The organism is Rufibacter sp. XAAS-G3-1, from assembly GCF_013623775.1.
GTDB lineage: Bacteria > Bacteroidota > Bacteroidia > Cytophagales > Hymenobacteraceae > Nibribacter.
Window position 1 is genome coordinate 284,384 of sequence record NZ_JABFAM010000006.1, and the last position, 18,945, is coordinate 303,328.

At 52.1% G+C, this 18,945-nt stretch carries 13 protein-coding genes; 8 read left to right on the forward strand and 5 right to left on the reverse strand.

Going from position 1 to position 18,945, the window contains the following annotated elements; translation table 11 throughout:
- Nucleotides 1–15 precede the first annotated feature (15 nt).
- A complete protein-coding gene (locus tag HHO50_RS07930) occupies nt 16–942 on the forward strand; it encodes a phosphatase (RefSeq protein ID WP_181305469.1) in 927 nt (308 codons plus the stop codon).
- A gap of 73 nt (nt 943–1,015) precedes the next feature.
- Here HHO50_RS07930 and ppk1 read toward each other — a convergent pair whose 3' ends face one another.
- Both ppk1 and gyrB read right to left on the reverse strand, forming a co-directional pair.
- Nucleotides 1,016–3,118 carry a polyphosphate kinase 1 gene (gene ppk1, locus HHO50_RS07935; RefSeq protein WP_181305470.1) on the reverse strand — a complete coding sequence of 701 codons (2,103 nt, stop codon included), beginning with the start codon at nt 3,116–3,118 and terminating at the stop codon, nt 1,016–1,018.
- A gap of 161 nt (nt 3,119–3,279) precedes the next feature.
- Nucleotides 3,280–5,235, reverse strand: coding sequence for a DNA topoisomerase (ATP-hydrolyzing) subunit B (gene gyrB / locus HHO50_RS07940; protein ID WP_181305471.1), 1,956 nt, complete (start codon nt 5,233–5,235; stop codon nt 3,280–3,282).
- Between the two features lie 1,390 nt (nt 5,236–6,625).
- Between gyrB and HHO50_RS07945 the strand changes: the two genes are divergently transcribed.
- From HHO50_RS07945 to HHO50_RS07970, 7 genes are all read left to right on the forward strand, one after another.
- Complete coding sequence (locus HHO50_RS07945) at nt 6,626–7,603, forward strand: ROK family protein (RefSeq protein ID WP_181305472.1); 978 nt, start codon at nt 6,626–6,628, stop codon at nt 7,601–7,603.
- 70 nt (nt 7,604–7,673) lie between these two features.
- The gene (locus HHO50_RS21260; RefSeq protein ID WP_255478650.1) at nt 7,674–8,399 is read left to right on the forward strand and encodes a M20/M25/M40 family metallo-hydrolase; all 726 of its coding nucleotides are present in this window, start codon (nt 7,674–7,676) and stop codon (nt 8,397–8,399) included.
- Nucleotides 8,396–9,043: a M20/M25/M40 family metallo-hydrolase gene (locus HHO50_RS21265; protein WP_370457538.1), complete on the forward strand. Its 648-nt coding sequence runs from the start codon at nt 8,396–8,398 to the stop codon at nt 9,041–9,043. The genes HHO50_RS21260 and HHO50_RS21265 overlap by 4 nt, the downstream gene beginning before the upstream one ends.
- A gap of 647 nt (nt 9,044–9,690) precedes the next feature.
- Nucleotides 9,691–10,440, forward strand: a complete 750-nt coding sequence (locus HHO50_RS07955; protein ID WP_181305473.1) for an SDR family NAD(P)-dependent oxidoreductase — start codon at nt 9,691–9,693, stop codon at nt 10,438–10,440.
- Nucleotides 10,441–10,833: 393 nt separating this feature from the next.
- Complete coding sequence (locus tag HHO50_RS07960; RefSeq protein WP_219921479.1) at nt 10,834–11,400, forward strand: NADPH-dependent FMN reductase; 567 nt, start codon at nt 10,834–10,836, stop codon at nt 11,398–11,400.
- Between the two features lie 204 nt (nt 11,401–11,604).
- Nucleotides 11,605–12,366 (forward strand): SDR family oxidoreductase, encoded by a 762-nt coding sequence (locus HHO50_RS07965; RefSeq protein WP_181305474.1) that lies wholly within the window; start codon nt 11,605–11,607, stop codon nt 12,364–12,366.
- A 37-nt stretch (nt 12,367–12,403) separates the two neighbouring features.
- Nucleotides 12,404–12,862, forward strand: coding sequence for a lipocalin-like domain-containing protein (locus HHO50_RS07970; protein ID WP_181305475.1), 459 nt, complete (start codon nt 12,404–12,406; stop codon nt 12,860–12,862).
- A gap of 492 nt (nt 12,863–13,354) precedes the next feature.
- On the opposite strand, the gene HHO50_RS07975 is transcribed toward HHO50_RS07970, so the two are convergent.
- The 3 genes from HHO50_RS07975 to HHO50_RS07985 all read right to left on the reverse strand — a co-directional run bounded on the left by HHO50_RS07975 (nt 13,355) and on the right by HHO50_RS07985 (nt 18,272).
- Entirely contained in the window at nt 13,355–15,391 is a 2,037-nt protein-coding gene (locus HHO50_RS07975; RefSeq protein WP_181305476.1) for a glycoside hydrolase family 3 N-terminal domain-containing protein, read from the reverse strand.
- Nucleotides 15,392–15,476: 85 nt separating this feature from the next.
- Nucleotides 15,477–16,619 (reverse strand): M20 family metallopeptidase, encoded by a 1,143-nt coding sequence (locus HHO50_RS07980; protein WP_370457540.1) that lies wholly within the window; start codon nt 16,617–16,619, stop codon nt 15,477–15,479.
- 420 nt (nt 16,620–17,039) lie between these two features.
- Nucleotides 17,040–18,272: a DcaP family trimeric outer membrane transporter gene (locus HHO50_RS07985; RefSeq protein WP_181305477.1), complete on the reverse strand. Its 1,233-nt coding sequence runs from the start codon at nt 18,270–18,272 to the stop codon at nt 17,040–17,042.
- Between the last annotated feature and the right edge of the window lie 673 nt (nt 18,273–18,945).

The following is an 18,945-nucleotide window of genomic DNA, read 5'->3' on the forward strand; positions in this document are numbered from 1 at the left end:
TATGTTTACAACTGTATGTCAGAAGCCACCGAACCATTTCTAAAACTTGCCGCCATAGACATTGGCTCTAACGCGGTCAGATGCCAGATTTCCAACGTCTTCCGGTTTGAAGACCATACCCTTTTCAAGCGCGTAGAGTACATCCGGTACCCCATGCGGCTGGGCGAAGATGTCTTTGCCACGGGCATCATTTCGCGGCCCAAGGCCGAAAAATTCATAAAGCTGCTGCACGGCCTTTACCTGATCATGCAGGTACACGAGGTAGATGATTTCATGGTCTGCGCCACCTCGGCCATGCGTTCGGCCGCCAACGCCCCCGAGATTATTGACGAGGTGTATGACAAATTAGGTCTGCAGATTCAGGTTATTGACGGCACCACCGAAGCCGATCTCATCAACCTGGTCATCCGGCAGCAACTGGACGGCCAGAACTACCTGCACATTGACGTGGGCGGCGGCAGCACCGAATTCAACATCTATGTGAACCGCATGAAAGTGGCCTCGCAGTCGTTTGAGCAAGGCTCCATCCGGCACATGCAGGGCGATGAATCCCTGGAAATGTGGCACACCATGCAGAAATGGGTTACGGAGAAAGCCCGCATGCACCATATTGTGAGCGCTATTGGCACGGGCGGAAACATCAACAAGATTTATGAAATGGCGGGCAAAATGGCTGGTAAACCTATCTTCCGAAATCAGATAGAGGAAGTGGTACAGCAGATTGCCAGCTACACCATGGAAGAACGGGTAAAAGTGCTTATGCTCAACGCAGACCGCGCCGATGTCATAGTGCCTGCGGCCGAGATTTATTTATCTGCCATGAGCTGGGCCAACCTAGACTCTATGCTGGTACCGCAGGTAGGCCTGAAAGACGGCATGCTGCAGTCGCTCTATGAGCGCCACCAAGGCACCACCCAATTCCATTTTAAGCTTGATTCCTGAAAAACAGCCATAAAACAGGTGGGGCGGTCATTCACCAATGACCGCCCCACCTGTTTTATTGTTAACCTGTTACTTAAAACAGGCAAGCCTCTACCTCCACATCGGTAGAGAGATGGTAGAACTCGCGGTGCATGTTGAAGATGGGCTCTCCTGCGGCGGGTTGGCGTTTGATGTAGGAGCCGTCTTCGCGCATGATGTAGGAGTTGTGGTTGTCCATGAGGTTGTACCGCAGAATGTTGGTGGCCTGCCGTTTTAAATCATCGTGCACAATGTAGAACAGGGCTTCAATGCGGCGCTCAAAACTGCGCACCATGATATCGGCAGAGCCGCCCAGCACCAGCGGATTGCCGTTGTTGTGGAAATAGAAAAGCCGCGCGTGCTCCAGGTATTCGCCCACAATGGAACTGACCTGAATGTTCTCGCTCAAGCCTTCGCGGCCGGGGCGCAGGCAGCAGATACCGCGCACAATCAGCCTGATCTGTACGCCGGCCTGGGAGGCGGCGTAGAATTCGTCCATCACTTCTTTGTCTTCCAGCGAGTTGATCTTGATCACAATTCCGGCAGGCAAACCGTTCTCCGCGTTACGCTTCTCCTGCCTGATGAGCTCCATCAACTGCTGGCGCATGTCTTTGGGCGCGGTAATCAGGTACTCATAATTTTCTGGGTAAGAATGCCCGGTGATTACGTTGAAGAATTCAGACACGTCATGGCCGTACACGTCATCGGTGGTCAGCAGGCTGATGTCGGTGTAGGTGCGGCTGGTGGACTCGTTGTAGTTTCCGCTGCCAATGTGCACGTACCGCGTCACCTTCTCGCCCTCCTTCCGGATGATCATGAGCATTTTGGTGTGCGTCTTGTACCTGCTGATGCCGTAGATGACAAAGCAACCGGCTTTCTCCAGCTTCTCCCCTTCCCGCAGGTTTCGTTCCTCGTCAAACCGCGCTTTCACCTCCAGTAACGCCGAGACGTGCTTTCCGTTTTCGGCGGCTTTCAGCAGAGCGGCGGTCACGCGGGAGTTGTCGGCCAGGCGGTAAATGGTTTGCTTTATTCCCAGCACATACGGGTCTTCGGCGGCTTTTTCCAGCAGGGTTACTACTGGTTCTATGCTGTTGTACGGGTGGTGCAACAGTACGTCATTGTGCTTGAGGTACTCAAAGATGTTCTCCATGGCTCCCGGCGGTAAGCTGGGCGCCGGAACCGGCACGGGTGGGCGCTGAATTTTGCTGGCGAACTGCGGGTGCCGCACAATCTGCCACAGCGCTTTGAGGTCAATGAGGCGGTCAATGGAGAAGATGTTTCCGTTGTCAATGCCCCAGCGCTCCTTCAGCATCTTCATGACCTGCGGAGAAGGCGTGCGTTCCACCTCCAGGCGTACCACGCGGCCCTTCTTGCGGTTTTTCAGTTTCTGCTTGACCTCCTGCACAAAATCCTGATCCATGTCATCGCTTTCCTCCAGCGTAAAATCGCCGTTACGCGTAATCCGGAACAGGTTCACCGACTCAATCTCCACGTTGCGGAAAAGCTTGTCCATGTTCCAGCGGATGATCTCTTCAATGGGCACGAAGATGATCTTGTTTTTGCGCGAAATCTCAAAAAAGCGGGTGAGGTTACTGGGAATCTGCACAAAGGTGGTGCGGCTCTGCTGCTTTTCTTCTTCGGTGGTGCGGGTGACCACGGCAAAAATAAGCAGTTGGTTCATCATAAGCGGAAACCCGTGGTAGCTGTCATACACCATGGGCGTGAGCAGCGGGTACACCGTGTTCTTAAAGTAAGAAGCCGCTTTGGACTGCTCAGACTCGGTCAAGTCCTCTACTTTGCAGATGTTGAAGCCGTGTCTGTCAAAATCGGTTCTCAGTTCCTCATACGTGGTGCATTGGTCTTCCACAAACCGGTGCGCCAGATCCAGCAGTTTCTTCCGGAACGGCAGCTCCCGCAGGCCCGAGTAATCTACGCGTTCTTTCCCGAAGTCAATGTAGTTGTACAAGCTGCCCACCCTAATCATGAAGAACTCGTCCAGGTTAGAGGAGGTGATGGCCAGAAACTTCATTCTATCAAACAGGGGCGTATCATAGTTTCTTGCCAGATCCAGCACCCGGTAGTTGAAACGCAACCAGCTAAGGTCACGGCTAATGTAGTTACTTCTCCGGATTTGCTCCGATGCCTTGATTGAATTCATAGCAGGTGGTCAACTTCTACTTTTCTGTGCTTTTATAGTGTACGTATGGGCCTACCATACGATGGCATTCTCTCTTGCTAAGTAACAGTATTCTATGCCCAAGAGCAACAGAAAAGCCTGCGTAAAGCAGGCTTTTCTGTTATTTACAATATAACTATTTCTTACACGTCTACTTTGGCGTATTTCGCGTTGCGTTCAATGAAATCCCGGCGGGGCGCAACCTCATCGCCCATGAGCATGGAGAAAAGATGGTCTGCCTCTGCGGCCGACTCTACCGACACGCGCTTTAAGCTGCGGGTGTCTGGGCGCATGGTGGTTTCCCACAACTGCTCTGGGTTCATCTCACCCAGACCTTTGTAGCGCTGTACGCCCACGCTGTCTTCTTTTCCTTTGCCCAGTTCGGCAATAGCTTCCAGACGGTCTTGCTCCGTCCAGCAGTAGCGCTCTTCCTTGCCTTTCTTCACCAGGTACAACGGCGGAAGCGCGATGTACACGTAACCGCTGTCAATCAAATCACGCATGTAGCGGAAGAAGAACGTCAAAATCAAGGTTCTGATGTGGGAACCGTCCACGTCCGCATCCGTCATGATGATCACTTTGTGGTAACGCAGTTTGGCCATGTTCAGGGCTTTGTCATCTTCCGCAGTACCGAAGCTCACACCCAAGGCGGTGATCATGTTCTTGATCTCTTCGTTCTCGTAGATGCGGTGCTCCTGGGCTTTCTCCACGTTCAGGATTTTACCGCGCAGGGGCAGAATAGCCTGGAACTTACGGTCACGGCCCTGTTTGGCCGATCCGCCCGCCGAGTCACCCTCCACCAGGTACAGTTCGCAATTCACCGGGTCAGAGTCAGAACAGTCGGCCAGTTTACCGGGTAAGCCCGAGCCGCCCATCACGTTCTTGCGCTGCACCATCTCGCGGGCCTTGCGGGCCGCCAAACGGGCCTGCGCCGCCAGAATCACTTTCTGGATGATGATACGGGCTTCTTTGGGGTTCTCTTCCAGGAAACGGTTCAGAATCTCGCCCACCACGGTGTCCACGGCACCCATCACGTCTGAGTTCCCCAGCTTGGTTTTGGTCTGGCCCTCAAACTGCGGCTCCTGCACTTTCACCGAGATCACGGCGGTCAACCCCTCACGGAAGTCATCGCCCTGAATCTCTACCTTCGCCTTCTCCAGCATGCCTGATTTCTCGGCGTAGCTTTTGAGCGTACGGGTCAGCGCCCTCCGGAAACCGGCCACGTGCGTACCGCCTTCGTGGGTGTTGATGTTGTTCACGTAAGAGAAAATATTCTCGGTGTAAGAGGTGTTGTAGTTCAACGCAATCTCCACGGGAATACCGCCTTTCTCACTCTCCACGTAGATCGGCTCGGGAATCAGATTCACCCTGGTTTCCTCAATATAGGCCACAAACTCGCGCAGACCGCCTTGTGAGTAGAAAGAGTCGCTCAGGAATTCACCCGGGCTTACTTCCTCGCGTAAATCTGTCAGGTTGATTCTGATTCCTTTGTTCAGGAAAGACAGCTCGCGCAGACGGCTGGCTACGGTTTCGTACTTGTATTCGGTAACGGTGAAGATGCTGGCGTCTGGCTGAAAATGCACGGTGGTACCGCGTTTGTCAGTTGTGCCAATCTCGCGCACCGGGTACGCCGGAATGCCAATGTTATAGTGCTGCTCATATAATTTTCCGTTGCGGTGAACGGTCACGTGCATATCGGTAGAGAGGGCGTTCACGCAGGAAACCCCCACGCCGTGCAACCCGCCCGACACTTTATAGGAATCTTTGTCAAACTTACCGCCGGCGTGCAGTACCGTCATGACCACCTCCAGGGCCGAGCGGCCTTCTTTCTGGTGGAAGTCTACCGGAATACCCCGGCCATTATCTGAAACGGAAATGGAATTGTCTGTGTGGATGGTAACGCTGATCTCGTCACAGTGTCCGGCAAGGGCTTCGTCTATGGAGTTGTCTACAACTTCCCAGACCAGGTGATGGAGACCTTTTACGCCGATATCGCCGATGTACATGGCGGGCCGTTTACGCACCGCCTCCAAGCCTTCCAACACCTGGATACTGTCTGCGTCATAGTCGGGCATGTTGTTTTGTTCGATGTCACTCATTGCGTTTTCGGTGGATTATTAACATGCAAAAATACGGAAAATTATCCGCTTTTGCCAGTTTCCACCGCTTAAATATAGAGGTAGTTTAATTATTTATCGGCCTGCCGGTGGCAGCGCAATCTTAACCTTAAACCATTACATTCTTCTTTCCCATACACCTGTCCCTCAAAGATTTACAGAACCAATTCCTCGCTAAGGTGTGAATCTGCGAGGCATCTACTCAACAGGGTGGACTGATATCTTCCATCACCGGTTAGATCCCTCTTGGCGCAAGCGTCCGCTTGTGTCCGCACGCATTTCTGATTTGCAGCGCAAGCGGACGTTTGCGCCAGAAAACCAATGGAAGCAGGTAAATATTAGTTGGGCTATCTACTTCAAGAGCAGTGTCAGGTTGAAACGATCAATGCTCGTTCTGCTTTTGAACCCGTTTTCTAGAATCAGGCTCTTTTCCAAAAAACAGCCGGTAATCAGATGGCACCTTTTGTAACATGTGAAAGCGCACAGCGCCAGCGAGGCCTCCAGAACCGAACCGTTCCTAGCGGCCCTCCCCTATCTCGCCACTTGGGTGACTTCTGGCGGCGTGCCTGTTTTTAGCGTACTTTTCAGAAAACAGGCTTAAAACACCGGCTCAGCCGCAGACCCGATTTCTGATTTTGTGTTCTTTTTAAAATGATCATGCTCCTCGCTCGCCTCTCAGACGTACCTGGGCTACCTGCGGCCTCTGGCCGATTCTATTGAGTAGAAAGCAGCTTGACAGCAAACCTATCCTGTCCTCCTGAGAGGATCTGGCGGGCGAACCAGAAGAGTACTTAGTACCTGATGTTCCGCATATCTGCCGGTGGTTCCCGGCGCGTCTGGAGACTCGCTTCATCCCCTGTCACGGGACTGTAGTTCACGCCAGTAGAATCCAAACCTGTGAGGTCTTGGAGACCTCACAGGTTTTCCTGTTTTGCGCCTGCTTCTGCAATTCCGTCTGCTCCAAAGACCTCGTAGTGCGCGCAGCTCCTACGAGGGTCTGCGCCAATGCCGTTTATAGCCTGTTTTTCATAAAATAGCTCCAAAACGTATCTGCGAGTTCGTGCGTGTGTGGGGAGCGAGGCAGCCGGGGGGATCATTCCTTTTCTGGAACTAGCCAGATAACCCAAGCTAACACCATCCAGAAGCATGCAGGCCAGAAGTTAAGCTGCCACCCAGGTTACCAGAAACGTTTGCGGCTTCTACTGGATTTTTGGTGTTTCACGGGTTGCAAAGGTAGGGAAGCAGGGATGGCGTGGCGAATATTTGGCAAAATGCAGGTTTATTCTTAAGTTTCCATCTCATTAAAAAACTAACCGCACGACAACCAGACGGATCTCGTGCCCTTTACCCGCACCAATCTCTACTAACACTCATGAAGGACGTAATTCTAGGCATTGACATCGGTGGCACCAACACCAAGTTTGGGTTCATAGACCGCGATGGCATCATTCTAACCCAAGGCGATCTCCCCACCACCGAAGGAGAAACCGTACATGATTTCCTGCGCATCCTCTACAGCGAGGTGCAAACCAAATTCAAGAAAATTGAAGATGAGGCAAATGTCATTGGCGTAGGCGTGGGTGCCCCTAACGGGAATTTCTACACCGGTACCATTGAGAACGCGCCCAACCTGAAATGGCACGGCTCTGTTCCGTTGGTAGAATTGCTCCAGTCTTACTTCAAGCTTCCGGTGTACCTGACCAATGATGCCAACGCGGCGGCTATTGGGGAGATGATCTACGGTGGGGCCAAGAACATGCAGAACTTTGTGGTGGTAACCCTGGGTACGGGCTTAGGCAGCGGTATTGTGGTCAACGGCGAGCTGGTGTACGGCCATGACGGCAACGCCGGTGAACTGGGCCACACGTTAACCAATGCCAAAGGCAGCGGCCGCGTGTGCGGTTGCGGACGCCGTGGCTGCCTGGAGACGTATGTTTCCGCCACCGGGATCAAACGCACCGTGTACAAGTTCCTGGCAGACTACACCGACTACAGCGAGCTACGCGGCGTAAGCTTCAACGACCTTACCGCCGAGATGATTACCCAGGCGGCTAAACGCGGCGACAAGATTGCCATTGACTGCTTTGAGTATACCGGCAAAGTATTGGGCATGAAACTGGCAGATACCGTAGCGCACCTTAGCCCAGAGGCCATCTTCCTGTTTGGGGGCTTAACCCGTGCCGAGGAGTTCCTGTTTGACCCGGTACGCTACCACATGGAGAAAAACCTGCTCAGCATCTTCAAAGGCAAAGTAAAGATCCTGCCGTCTGGCTTAGGTCTGAACAATACCGCCGTCATGGGTGCCGCTGCTCTTGCCTGGAAAGAACTAGAGAGAAGGCCTGTGGCGTAATTCTACTTAACCCATCCCCCCAAAGCCCGAAGGTGTCCCCTTCGGGCTTTTTCCGTTTAGATGTTTTCCAATGTTTACCGTATTTATGGTTGTTGACGCCATTCATCTGGATAACAGCCCCGAAGAGCAGATCCGGAAAAAGCAGTTAAAGAATCCGTTTTCTACTTCTCACCCAGTTAATTCTATCGCTATGGACATTCCTCAAATAAAAGCCTTCAATGCGAATATGGACGGCATTATGGATGAGTTGCTTCCTGAGCTGGAGGAGATTTATAAAGATATTCACCAGCACCCGGAGTTGTCGATGGAGGAATTCCGGACGGCCAAAATCGCGGCGGATTATTTAACCAAACACCAATTTGAGGTTTCAACGGGTATTGGGGTAACCGGAGTAGTAGGCATTCTGAAGAACGGAGACGGGCCGGTAGTCATGCTCCGGGCCGACATGGATGCGCTTCCGGTCACCGAGGACACCGGACTGCCTTACGCCAGCACGACAGTAGCCAGAGATGCAGAGGGGAATGAGGTGGGCGTGTCGCATGTATGCGGGCATGACCTGCATGTGACGTGGCTCATGGGTGCTGCCCGGTTGTTTTCAGAACACAGAGACCAGTGGCAAGGAACCCTGCTGGCCGTTTTCCAGCCCGGCGAAGAAGTGGGCCGCGGGGCCCAAGCCATGATAGACGATGGCCTGATGGAGCGCTTCCCTAAGCCAGATATTATTCTGGGGCAGCACGTGATGGTGGGAGAAGCCGGAGCGGCGCTATCTTATCTGCCGGCAACAGCCTCAAAGTGAAGCTTTTTGGCCGCGGGTCGCACGGTTCCCAGCCGCAAACGTCCATTGACCCCGTGATTATGGCAGCCGCTACCACCCTGCGTCTGCAAACCATCATTTCCCGTGAGGTAGCGCCCCTAGAGAATGCCGTGCTCACCGTAGGTGCCTTGCAGGCGGGCACCAAAGAAAACATCATCCCCGAGGATGCCATCCTGAAACTGAATATCCGCACGTTCAATGAGGGCGTACGGGATCATATCCTTTCGGCGGTGAAACGGATCTGCTGTGCGGAATGTGCCGCCTCCAATGCCCCCAGAGACCCCGAATTCACGGAACTGGACAGTTACCCGTTAACAGAGAACGATGCCAACGCTACCGCGAAAGTGGCGGAAGCCTTTGCGGCACAGTTCGGCGATAAATCCTATGAAACCCAACCCGCTTCGGCCAGCGAAGATTTCAGCGTTTTTGGCCGGAACTGGAAGGTGCCTTATGTTTTTTGGTTTGTGGGCGGAACCGACCCTGAAACCTATCTGGAAGCCAAAAAAGCGAATCAACTAAATTCCATTCCCAGCAATCATTCCCCAAGATTCGCCCCGGTAGTACACCCAACCTTGAAAACCGGTTTGCAAACCATGCTGACCGCCGCCGCCGCCTGGTTCCATTAAGAGCTTGTTTAAATTTCAGGTTTGCAGGCTCAACTAACCAGAGAAAGGTTCTGCAGAAGCGTTTTTTGAGCCGCGTGGCAGCGCTACGGTACTAGGAAAAGGTGAACGCAGGTTCTTTTTATGGTCATTTGCAGCGCAAAGATGAAATTTAAACATGCTCTAAACTGCTTGGGGGTATCAAAATAGAAACCCACCTTCCATTCATCCGGGCTTTGCAGCCATGGCTGTGACCACAGGCAGGAAGGTTCCTCCTTTTTTTGAGAAAGAAGCGCTTTCAATAATCCCAATGGGAAGAGGCTTGAAAGTACTGTTTCCAGCCAATCAACGCATGTATGGTGGTTGAAACCATTTGTGCCCTCCTCTTACCGTTCCGAAGGATACCTGAACACAAGTAGCGGAACAACCCAGAACCCATTTCCCCGTTCTTAGTATAATATATATTTAAGATTTATTTATATTTATCAAAGTCAATAAGAGAAGCGCGTTTAATTGAAGATACCGTACGCGCTGGAGAAGAACTTACCTGAACGTTTTCCATGCAGGGGAAGCAGATGTTTCACGATCAGCTTTTATACTTAGGGAGGCAGACCACCAAAATTCCCGGTCAGTTACTCAAACCATCATTTAACAATCTAAAACTCACTACTATGAACAGGTTAGAAAACAAAGTCGCTATCATCACCGGCGCAGCTTCAGGAATTGGTAAAGAAACCGCGCTGCTGTTTGCCAGAGAAGGCGCGAAAGTTACGGTAAGCGACATTAACGTAGAAAACGGAAATAAAGTAGTTGAAGAAATCAAGAACAATGGCGGAGAAGCCTTCTTCGTAACAGCCAATGTCGCGAGCGAAGAAGACGTAAGACACTTAGTGGATGAAACAGTTGAAAAGTTCGGAAAGCTGGATGTATTCTTTGCCAATGCAGGTATCAATATTGAAGCAGATGTTGATACACTGGAATTAGATAAATGGCAAAAGGTAATAGACGTTAACTTAACCAGCACTTTCCTGTGCAACAAGTATGCGGTGCAACAATTCAAAAAGCAGGGAACCGGCGGGGCTATCGTTAATAATGGATCCATCCACAGTTTTGTGGCAAGAAGAGGCTTAACGGCGTATGCCGCTTCCAAAGGTGGGGTTAAGATGCTGACCCAAATGGTGGGAACAACTTATGGAGAGGATAAAATACGCTGCAACATGGTTTGCCCGGCTTATATCAAAACCCCCTTAATGGATACAGTAACTGCGGAAATAAAAGACCAATTAGTAGGCCTTCATCCGGCCGGCCGTTTAGGCGAGCCAATTGAAGTTGCCAACGCCGTTCTTTTCCTGGCGAGTGATGAAGCTTCCTTCATTACCGGGACAAGCCTGAAAGTGGATGGCGGCTATACCGCTGTTTAAAACGGCAGCTGTTCAGCGTTTTGTAACCAAGCACTTGCCCTGCCGGAGAAGGGGAACCGCCTTACGCTGTTTTCGGCCCGTTTTTTAGAAATCACGCCAAAAACAGCGTAAGGCGGCAGAAGCTTTTAGGGTAGGTGCGGGCGGGGCTGCAGCATTCCAACCAGCTTCGCTTTTAGAAGACCGCTACTTAGAGCAGGTTTAAACGTTGTCTTTCGTGCGGCAAACCGGCATAGAGAGAACCTGCGTCTGCGCTTTCCCCGCCTTTGTAGCGCTGCTACGCCGCTCTGCAACCGTTTCCGCAGAACCTTCCTTTGGCCGTTTTCGCTTATCAATCCAAAATCTACACAAACTCCCAGAAAGCATTCCATTTCAGTAACATCTTACCTAAAAATTATGGAAAAGTATAGAATCGCCGTTTTCGTAGGCAGTCTCAGAAAAGAGTCTTACAACCTCAAAACCGCCAAAGCGCTCATCGCCCTGGCCCCCCAGTCATTGTCCCTTGAGCTAGTAAATATCTCAGAACTCCCCCTGTTCAATGAAGACCTGGAAGCGACCCCGCCTGCTGAATGGACAACGCTCCGGGAGCAGATCCTGGCCGCCGACGGCCTTCTTTTCCTGACGCCCGAATACAACCGCTCGGTACCGGCCGTATTGAAGAATGCCATAGATGTGGGTTCCCGCCCTTACGGACAAAATTCATGGAACGGAAAACCCGGCGCGGTGGTGAGTGTTTCCATCGGGAACTTAGGCGGATTTGGCGCGAACCACCACCTGCGCCAATCCCTTGTTTTTGTGAACGCACCCACCATGGCGCAGCCGGAAGCTTATATTGGGGGAGCCGCCGCTCTATTCGACGACAGCGGCAACCTCACCAATGAATCTACCAGAGAGTTTTTACGAAGCTTTATGGCCGCCTTTGAGAAATGGGTTCATACCAACGCGAAAAAACAACCTGCCTGAAGCAATAGATAGCACCTCACCCCCAGCCCCTCTCCCGCGGAGAGGGGAGTTTTGCCGCTGCGTTTAGGGGCTGTTTTAGGAAAAACGGGCTGGAAACGCTAAAACCTGTGTGAGGTCTTGGAGACCTCACAGGTTTGGAAAGTACTGGCGCGAGACTCCAGTCTCGTGGCGAAGGATAAAGTACGTATCTTAAAATTCCAATGTATGAACCAGAAAGTAGTAGTGACGGCAGGTGCCGCCGGTATTGGCCTGGAAATAGTAAAGGCATTTGCGGCAACCGGGGCCACCGTGTTTGTGTGCGATATCAATGAAACAGCCTTAGAAGAATTAAAGCAAAATGTTCCCGGAGTCCTTACCAAAGTATGCGATATTTCCAACCGAAGCGATGTTGAAAGCATGGTCACTTTTGGCGCCGAAGCCTTGGGCGGGTTGGATGTATTGGTGAACAATGCCGGTATTGCCGGCCCTACCGCGCCGGTGGAGGAGATAAACCCCCAGGATTGGGAGAAAGTGATGCAGGTAGATATCAACGGTACCTTCTATGTCACCCGGGCCGCCATCCCCTTCCTGAAAAAATCAGCCGCCGGTGTCATCCTCAATATGTCCTCTTTGGCCGGCCGGTTCGGCTATGAAAACCGAAGCCCTTATTCCACCGCCAAATGGGGCATCATCGGCTTTACCAAAACGCTTTCCATTGAATTGGGGAAGTATGGTGTTCGGGCCAACGCCATTCTGCCGGGGGCGGTGGCTGGCCCCCGGATTGACCACGTTCTGCAAAGCAGGGCTGAGGCCAATGGCACCACGTTGGAGGAGGAAAAAGACAAAGCCATGGCCATACAGTCCCTGAAAGGGTTCGTAGACCCCAAAAATATTGCCGCTTTGGTCGTGTTTCTTGCCTCCGATAGCGCCAAGATGATTTCCGGGCAGATCCTACCGATTGACGGTGATGCGCAGGCAGCTTCTTAGCATTCCTTGACTATTTTATCCTTCTAAAATCTTACTTATGCCAAACACCTTGAAAGAGCGGTTGATTGGGGCCTGGAAGCTGGTTTCTTACGTAGAAGAACCCGTGGATGGATCTGCCCCTTTCTACCCGATGGGTGAAAAGCCCATGGGCCTCATCATGTACACGCCAGATGGTTTTATGTCGGCGCAACTGATGCACCCCGATAGAAAAAATTTCGCCTCGGGCGATTGGTTCAACGGAACCGATGAAGAATACAGGCAGGAGGCATCTACTTACATTGCCTACACTGGCCCCTTCCAGGTAGATGAGGAACAGCAGACGCTCACCCATTCCATGTTCGTTTCGTTGTTCCCCAATTGGACAGGACAGACGCAACCGCGGGTAGTTGCATTAGAGGGTAATCTGTTACACCTCAGCACGGCAACGCCGATTGTATCAGGGGGTAAAACGGTTAACTCTTTTCTAACCTGGAAACGGGCCGACGCGCAGGATTGAACTGGCTCCTACCACATAAAGTAAGTACGGCGACCGCATCACTTCATACTATTCGTCCTCCTGGAAGGATCTGGTGGGCGAACTAGAGAAGCTTTGATGGAGCGCAACTGCCGTTCGCCACCAAGATCCTTCCAGGAGGACGACAAAAGAGTAGGACAACCTAATTTTGTCAGCGTACTTAGCTAGAATTGATTAGAACCTGTTTAGGGTTTTCTAGAAGCTTATCTTCTTTTGGTTTCTCTGGGGCAAGCGTCTGCTTGCGGCTGCGTTTCCAGGCTTTTATCAGAAAAACAGCCTGAAAACAGAAATTCCTCCCAGGTTTAGACCCTTGCGCCAGAGACAAAACGGAAAACTCTAAACAGCTTCAGGCTCTAAAGTAAAATCAAGGGTTTCTACCTTTACAATTTTTTCACTTCATTCCCCGCTTGGCCCCTTGGGGGAACTAGCAAAGCTCCGCAGCTTGTAACGGGCAGGTAACCGTTTTTCCTTTGGTTACTGTAGCTGTTTATAGCTTAACCCTTCCCCGAACTTAAACAAAGCATACGCCTCGCCTTCCTTGTACCCAGGTAAATCTTCTTTGTTGTTCTCAACGGCCTGCTGGCTGACGGGCGTAGTAAAGGGCATTTTACCGGTAGGGTTGCTTTTCCCGGTCACGATGTCCAGCAGGGCTTCGGGTTCTACCCCGAAAGTAGCCAGAACGCCCAGAAAACGGTTGTTGGTCTTTTGGTTATAGACCTCGTCTATCACAAAAGGGTTGGCGTAGTTGATGACCATAATGGTAGGTTTCCGGGAGGTGAGCGCGTTTACGTATGTCACATCTACCGCGCAGGACGAAAGGTTCACCCGCAACGGGGAATCATCAGCTGGGAAGAGCGGACGGATGGCGGGTTTCAACCACAGCAGGATCACCTCTGCTTCCTCTGGGGTGGTGACAAAGGTAAGCCCTTCATAGTTCTGCGGGTAGACCTTGCCCGGGCCCGGGGCCATCTTGTTATATGTCTTGGCATATTCCTCAAAGTATACCCTAGTGCCCTTCGCCAGCGGCAGGGTGTTTTTATTGTTGCGCAACAGCACCACAGACTTGCGCTGCGCCTCTTTGCCAGCCGCCACAAACTCCTGCCTGCCCACCACTTCCGCCGCCTTTTGCTCGTCTACGTACGGGTTTTCAAAAAGCCCGAGCTGGAACAGTTCCACCAGCAGCAGCGTGACCGACTCATCTACATACTTCATCACCTCGGGGTGCGCTTTGAGGGTTTTCAGGAGCTGGGCAGGGTCGGCGTTGCCGGCGAACAGGTTGCTGCCTGCCTCCAGCGCCTTCACGTACCGTTGCTCAATATCAAGCTTCTCTACCCCCCACGGCATGGACTCGATTGGGCCAGTATCAGAGTTGATGATTCCTTTGAAGCCCAGTTCCCCGCGCAAGAGATCCCGCAAGATGCCTTTGTTATAGGCATAGGCCACCTCTTCATACTTGGTGTCTTTGGGCAAGGAGTAATAAGGCATGATGGAGGACGTTCCGGCTTTGATGGCGGCTTTGAACGGGAGCAGGTTTTCCTCAAACTGCCCTCCGGGGAAAACGGCAAAACGGCCATAGGCATAGTGCGGGTCAAACCCTTTGTTGGCAGACCCTCCCCCCGGAAAGTGCTTGGTGGTCATGGCAACCGACCCGTGGTTCAACGTAGGCCCCTGAAAACCCAAGGTGATGGCGGCAATGGATTGGGCGGCCAGTTGGGGGTCTTCGCCAAAGGTTCCTTCAATGCGCTGCCAGCGGGGCTCGGTGGCCAGATCGGCCATGTACATGTACCCTTTGCGGATGCCTACCGCCAGCCATTCCTGCCGGGCCATATCGCCAAAGCGATGGATCATCGCGGAATCGGCCATGGCCGCCAGCCCTATCTCAGAGGGCCACTTGGAAAAACCGATAGACGTGGAACCCGTGGCACCCAAGGAGCCGGCCGTGATATGGTTGCGGGGGTTGGACGCGAACAGCACCGGAATCCCCAGGCTGTCGCTTTCGGCCAGGGCCTGTACTTTGTTTGCCCAACGGGCCATAGTATCGGCGGGGGCCGTGGTAGTCCTCCAAATGAAACGGCGCATCTTGTGTTGCAGAATCCCTTTGGTGGTGCCTACCGTGTTCATCACCGGGAAAGGGAGCGGCTCACCGGTGAACTGGTTTTTGTCAAGGACTACGTCCTGCTCATTGAAGGCACTGGTGACGGGGTTGGTCTCCCCTGAGGCTTCCAGCATAAAGGCCTCGTTGTTCATGCGCATGTCGGCAATCAGCAGCAGGCCGGCTTTCTCCTCCAGGGTCATCCTGTTGAGTAGATCCTGGCTTCTCTCTGCCGGGGTTAGGCGCCAGTCTTCGTATTGGTCTAACCGGCCGTTGCGGTTGAGGTCTTTGAACTGTAACCCGTCGGCCTCCACAAGCTTGGCGGAGCGGTACCCCAGACTGGGTTGGGAGGTTCTTTCTGCTCCAGTCGCTGCTCCGGATTCAGTTTCTGTCTTGGATTGTCCACAGGAATTTATCATAGCAAACAGGACAGCTATAAAGAGGGAAAATGGAATGTTTTTCATTTTGTTCAGATGTTATTGCGCTTCATGGCTACAAGGCGTTTTAGTTATTCAGATAGTCCAGAATCATTTGCACCTGGGCTTTCACCCCGTTTTGCAGGGCGCTTTCATCAACATTGAATTTGGGATTGTGGTTAGCGGCCCCATTACCAATGCCCAGGGTCACAAAGCCTACGGGGGCTATTTTTCTGTAATAGGCAAAATCCTCACTGGCGGTCATCATGGGGGCGTCAAAGATTTGGTTTCCCCCCAGAATGGCGGCCGCACTGTTCCTGGCCTGGGAAGTGAGGGCCGCATCGTTTTGGATGGCCGGGTAGGTAGGGATGTACTCCAGTTTGTAGGTAGCGCCATAGGCCTTGGTAATGTTCTCGATTATCCCTTTTATTCTGGTTTCCACCATTTTCCTGGTTTCTTCTGACGTGGTGCGGATGCTGGCTGCCAGTTCCGCCCTGTCGGCAATCACGTTGGGGGCATCGCCGGACTGAAATTTACCTATGGAAACCACCGTCATTTCTCCCGGTGTCACATTCCTGGACACAACGGATTGTAATGCAGTGACAATAGCCGCCCCTACCACAATGGGGTCAATTCCCAAATGGGGCATGGAGCCATGTGAGCCTTTCCCGATTATGGTCAGGTTGAAGATGTCCTGCGCGGTAGAAGCCGCTCCCACAGGCAAGATACCAATGTGGCCTGCCGGAAAATTGGGTAGCACGTGCATCCCGAAAAAGGCATCAACGTCCTTGAGGGCCCCTGAATTGACAATGTCCAACGCCCCGCCGGGTGGTTGCTCCTCGGCGTGCTGAAATATAAAGTAGATTGTTCCCTTTATCTGATCCGGCATTTTAGAAAGGGTGGAGGCGGTTGCCAGCAGCATAGCCGTATGGGCGTCATGGCCGCAGGCGTGACTCACGTTCTTTACTTTTGAACTATAGGGCAACCCGGTTTCCTCCTGCAAAGGCAAGGCATCCATGTCGGCCCGGAAGGCTACGGTTTTTCCGGGCTGGGCCCCTTTGAGAATCCCGATAACGCTTGTCTTTCCGGGTTTTTGGATTTCCATGTTGGGCAGGGATCTGAGGATACCTTCCACGTACTTGCTGGTTTGCTCTTCCCTGAAAGACACTTCGGGGTTTTGGTGGATGTGCCGTCGCCATTTTATAAGGTCATCGGTGGGTATGTTCTTCACCCAGGAAGCGTTTGAGGCAATTGGGGGGGTGTTATTGGTTTGCGCGGTTTGGACTTGGGGAGATAACTCTGCCTCTGGCCCTGCTTCTGTTTTATTTTCCTTGTTTGTTTCTGATCTTGCTTCTGGCTCAGATTGACTGCAACATTGAAGCATACCGCTACATAGTACGGCAATGAGTAGTAGTATCTTTTTCATAGTAGTAACATTTTCCATCAAATAGTTAAATTTCCTTTTTGAGCTTACCAGATAGATTAGAAACAGGTAGATGGTTAGAGCGACGGCTTCTTTCCAATTCGGCGTGATTCAGTTAACAAGGCAGACGCCTCTGTTTTGTACTAATGGAATTCCGTTTGTGGCGTGGTGGCTTCAGGCTTTGATGATTCATTGGTCTTATATCCATACCATGGAGGCGAAAGCTGCCTATTGGGTTGCATTCGCAAAAAACGAATGGGAAAAGTTGTATTTAAATGAAAACTGTACCCGCACGGTAGAGGAGCTAAACCCATCCCTGAAATTGTTCCGCTTTCCCCATTGCAATTCAGCGCCCACCAATGATTGCGGAAAAGGCTGGTGCAGTAAATTGAGGATGGCGTAATTCCCGTTTTTGAAAGCAGTGGCTGCCTGAGCGTCTGAGTTCTTAATATGCACCCTTGAATAGCCCACCGTGCTGCTCCATTTGCTGTTCCAGCTACGTTCCAGAAAGGCGAGCCCACCTAGTACCGGTAACGAGACACCCAATACAGGGGTGGTGGGGTCCTCAAAGTTGTTTTCGATCCCAATGTCAGGGCCTGCGTCCGTCAGATGGCTCTCAACACCCTTGCCATACACCAATTGGCCCTTGAAAGAGGTTTTGCTATCCAGTTGCTGGGTGGAACTGAGGTTGAAACCCCACCCAATTTCCTGCCCGCTGAGGTCAATCACAGAATTGGCGGTATTCTCCCACCTGATCCATTTCAAAACCCCACCTACTTCAACATACCCGTTCACGGTTTGCCGACGGTATTCGGCTGCAACGTCCGGCAGTTTGAAGGCCGCCCGCACGTGTTGGAGTTCTATGCGGTTGGCATAAATACCGTCATCTGAAACAGCGTCGGGCTGTTCCAAGGCTATCCCCCATCTGTCCTGCTCCCTGGCCCGCATATAGCGTACCTGGATGGTGCGCAGGTAAGCCCTGCTGGGCGGTGCCCCGAAGTCCAGCGTGCCGGGCGTGACATCAACATCTGAGAAAAGACTTTCGGTTTGCCCAACGGTGAATCTTCCCAGTTCTACATAAGCCTTCCGGAAGCGGAAGACCGTTTGGCCAACCTCTGGCCCTACCCCAAAAAGATCGAACTCGAAATTGGCTTTGAGTTGGCCCAGCGGAGTCTGCGACCAACTGTTTAACCCCAGCCTTGTTTCGCGCACGCTGAAATATATCTTCCCGTCAGGCGCAAACTGGTTTTTATACTGGGGAAGTTTGGTGACGCGTAACACATCAAACCAATTAGGGTCAGTTTGGTTGAAATTATAGCCTACATCTGCCTTGATGTACCCGTACACTTCAAGGCCTTTCCCCTGTTCCTGGGCTTGGGTAGGTCTCATAGCCAACAGAAAGAGCAGCAGGAACAAGGCCTGCCTAAGTTTCTTGCTTAACGGAAAACTGAAGTACTTCATTTGGGCAGGATAGTTAGCCAGGGCATGGATTTGTATACGGTTGCTCAACTAAAAGAAGCCTATTTTGTGGTACTTTTTTTATAAGTATTTTTCTTTTATGATCCCTCAGTCTACTTTATTCAGGTATGCTTGAAGCGGCACCTTGGTGATGGTTGCTAGTGTTGCCACCAGTACTCTCTTTTATTTGGCAGCAAACCTCTTGTCAAATAGTAAATACCAATATGATAATCAGTTACTTGCGGCATAATCAAGAAACCTTCCCTACTAAGGGCAGAAACAGGTTGCTACTCCTTACCTGACCTCAAATTCTCCTGCCGGCGGTTCCCTGCGCGCCTGGAGACGCGCTTCCTCCCAAGTCACGAGACGAAAGTCCCGCGCCAGTACTTTCCAAAGCCTGCCTCCGCGCTGCCGCCCGCTCCCAAGACCTCGTAGGGCGCGCAGCTCCTACGAGTGTCTCTGCCGATGGCGTTTCTAGCCTGTTTTCCCTAAAACTGACCCGAAACGCTGGGCCGGAGGGAGGATGTCTGCCCCGCAGGAAAAACCAACCATAGAAAGCAGTGCGTGCCGGAGACAAGGCAGTGCCCGGTCGCTACCGGAACGTGATTTACCCGGTTTCCGCGTTTCCGGCCCGTTTTCCGCAAAACAGCCCCTAAACGCAGCAGCGGGGCTGGAA

What these genes read in the sequence shown, in the direction of transcription:
- HHO50_RS07930 (WP_181305469.1), top strand. Translation starts at nt 16, where the DNA reads ATGTCAGAAGCCACCGAACCATTTCTAAAACTTGCCGCCATAGACATT.
- ppk1 (WP_181305470.1), bottom strand. Translation starts at nt 3,118, where the DNA reads ATGAATTCAATCAAGGCATCGGAGCAAATCCGGAGAAGTAACTACATT.
- gyrB (WP_181305471.1), bottom strand. Translation starts at nt 5,235, where the DNA reads ATGAGTGACATCGAACAAAACAACATGCCCGACTATGACGCAGACAGT.
- HHO50_RS07945 (WP_181305472.1), top strand. Translation starts at nt 6,626, where the DNA reads ATGAAGGACGTAATTCTAGGCATTGACATCGGTGGCACCAACACCAAG.
- HHO50_RS21260 (WP_255478650.1), top strand. Translation starts at nt 7,674, where the DNA reads ATGTTTACCGTATTTATGGTTGTTGACGCCATTCATCTGGATAACAGC.
- HHO50_RS07955 (WP_181305473.1), top strand. Translation starts at nt 9,691, where the DNA reads ATGAACAGGTTAGAAAACAAAGTCGCTATCATCACCGGCGCAGCTTCA.
- HHO50_RS07960 (WP_219921479.1), top strand. Translation starts at nt 10,834, where the DNA reads ATGGAAAAGTATAGAATCGCCGTTTTCGTAGGCAGTCTCAGAAAAGAG.
- HHO50_RS07965 (WP_181305474.1), top strand. Translation starts at nt 11,605, where the DNA reads ATGAACCAGAAAGTAGTAGTGACGGCAGGTGCCGCCGGTATTGGCCTG.
- HHO50_RS07970 (WP_181305475.1), top strand. Translation starts at nt 12,404, where the DNA reads ATGCCAAACACCTTGAAAGAGCGGTTGATTGGGGCCTGGAAGCTGGTT.
- HHO50_RS07975 (WP_181305476.1), bottom strand. Translation starts at nt 15,391, where the DNA reads ATGATAAATTCCTGTGGACAATCCAAGACAGAAACTGAATCCGGAGCA.
- HHO50_RS07985 (WP_181305477.1), bottom strand. Translation starts at nt 18,272, where the DNA reads ATGAAGTACTTCAGTTTTCCGTTAAGCAAGAAACTTAGGCAGGCCTTG.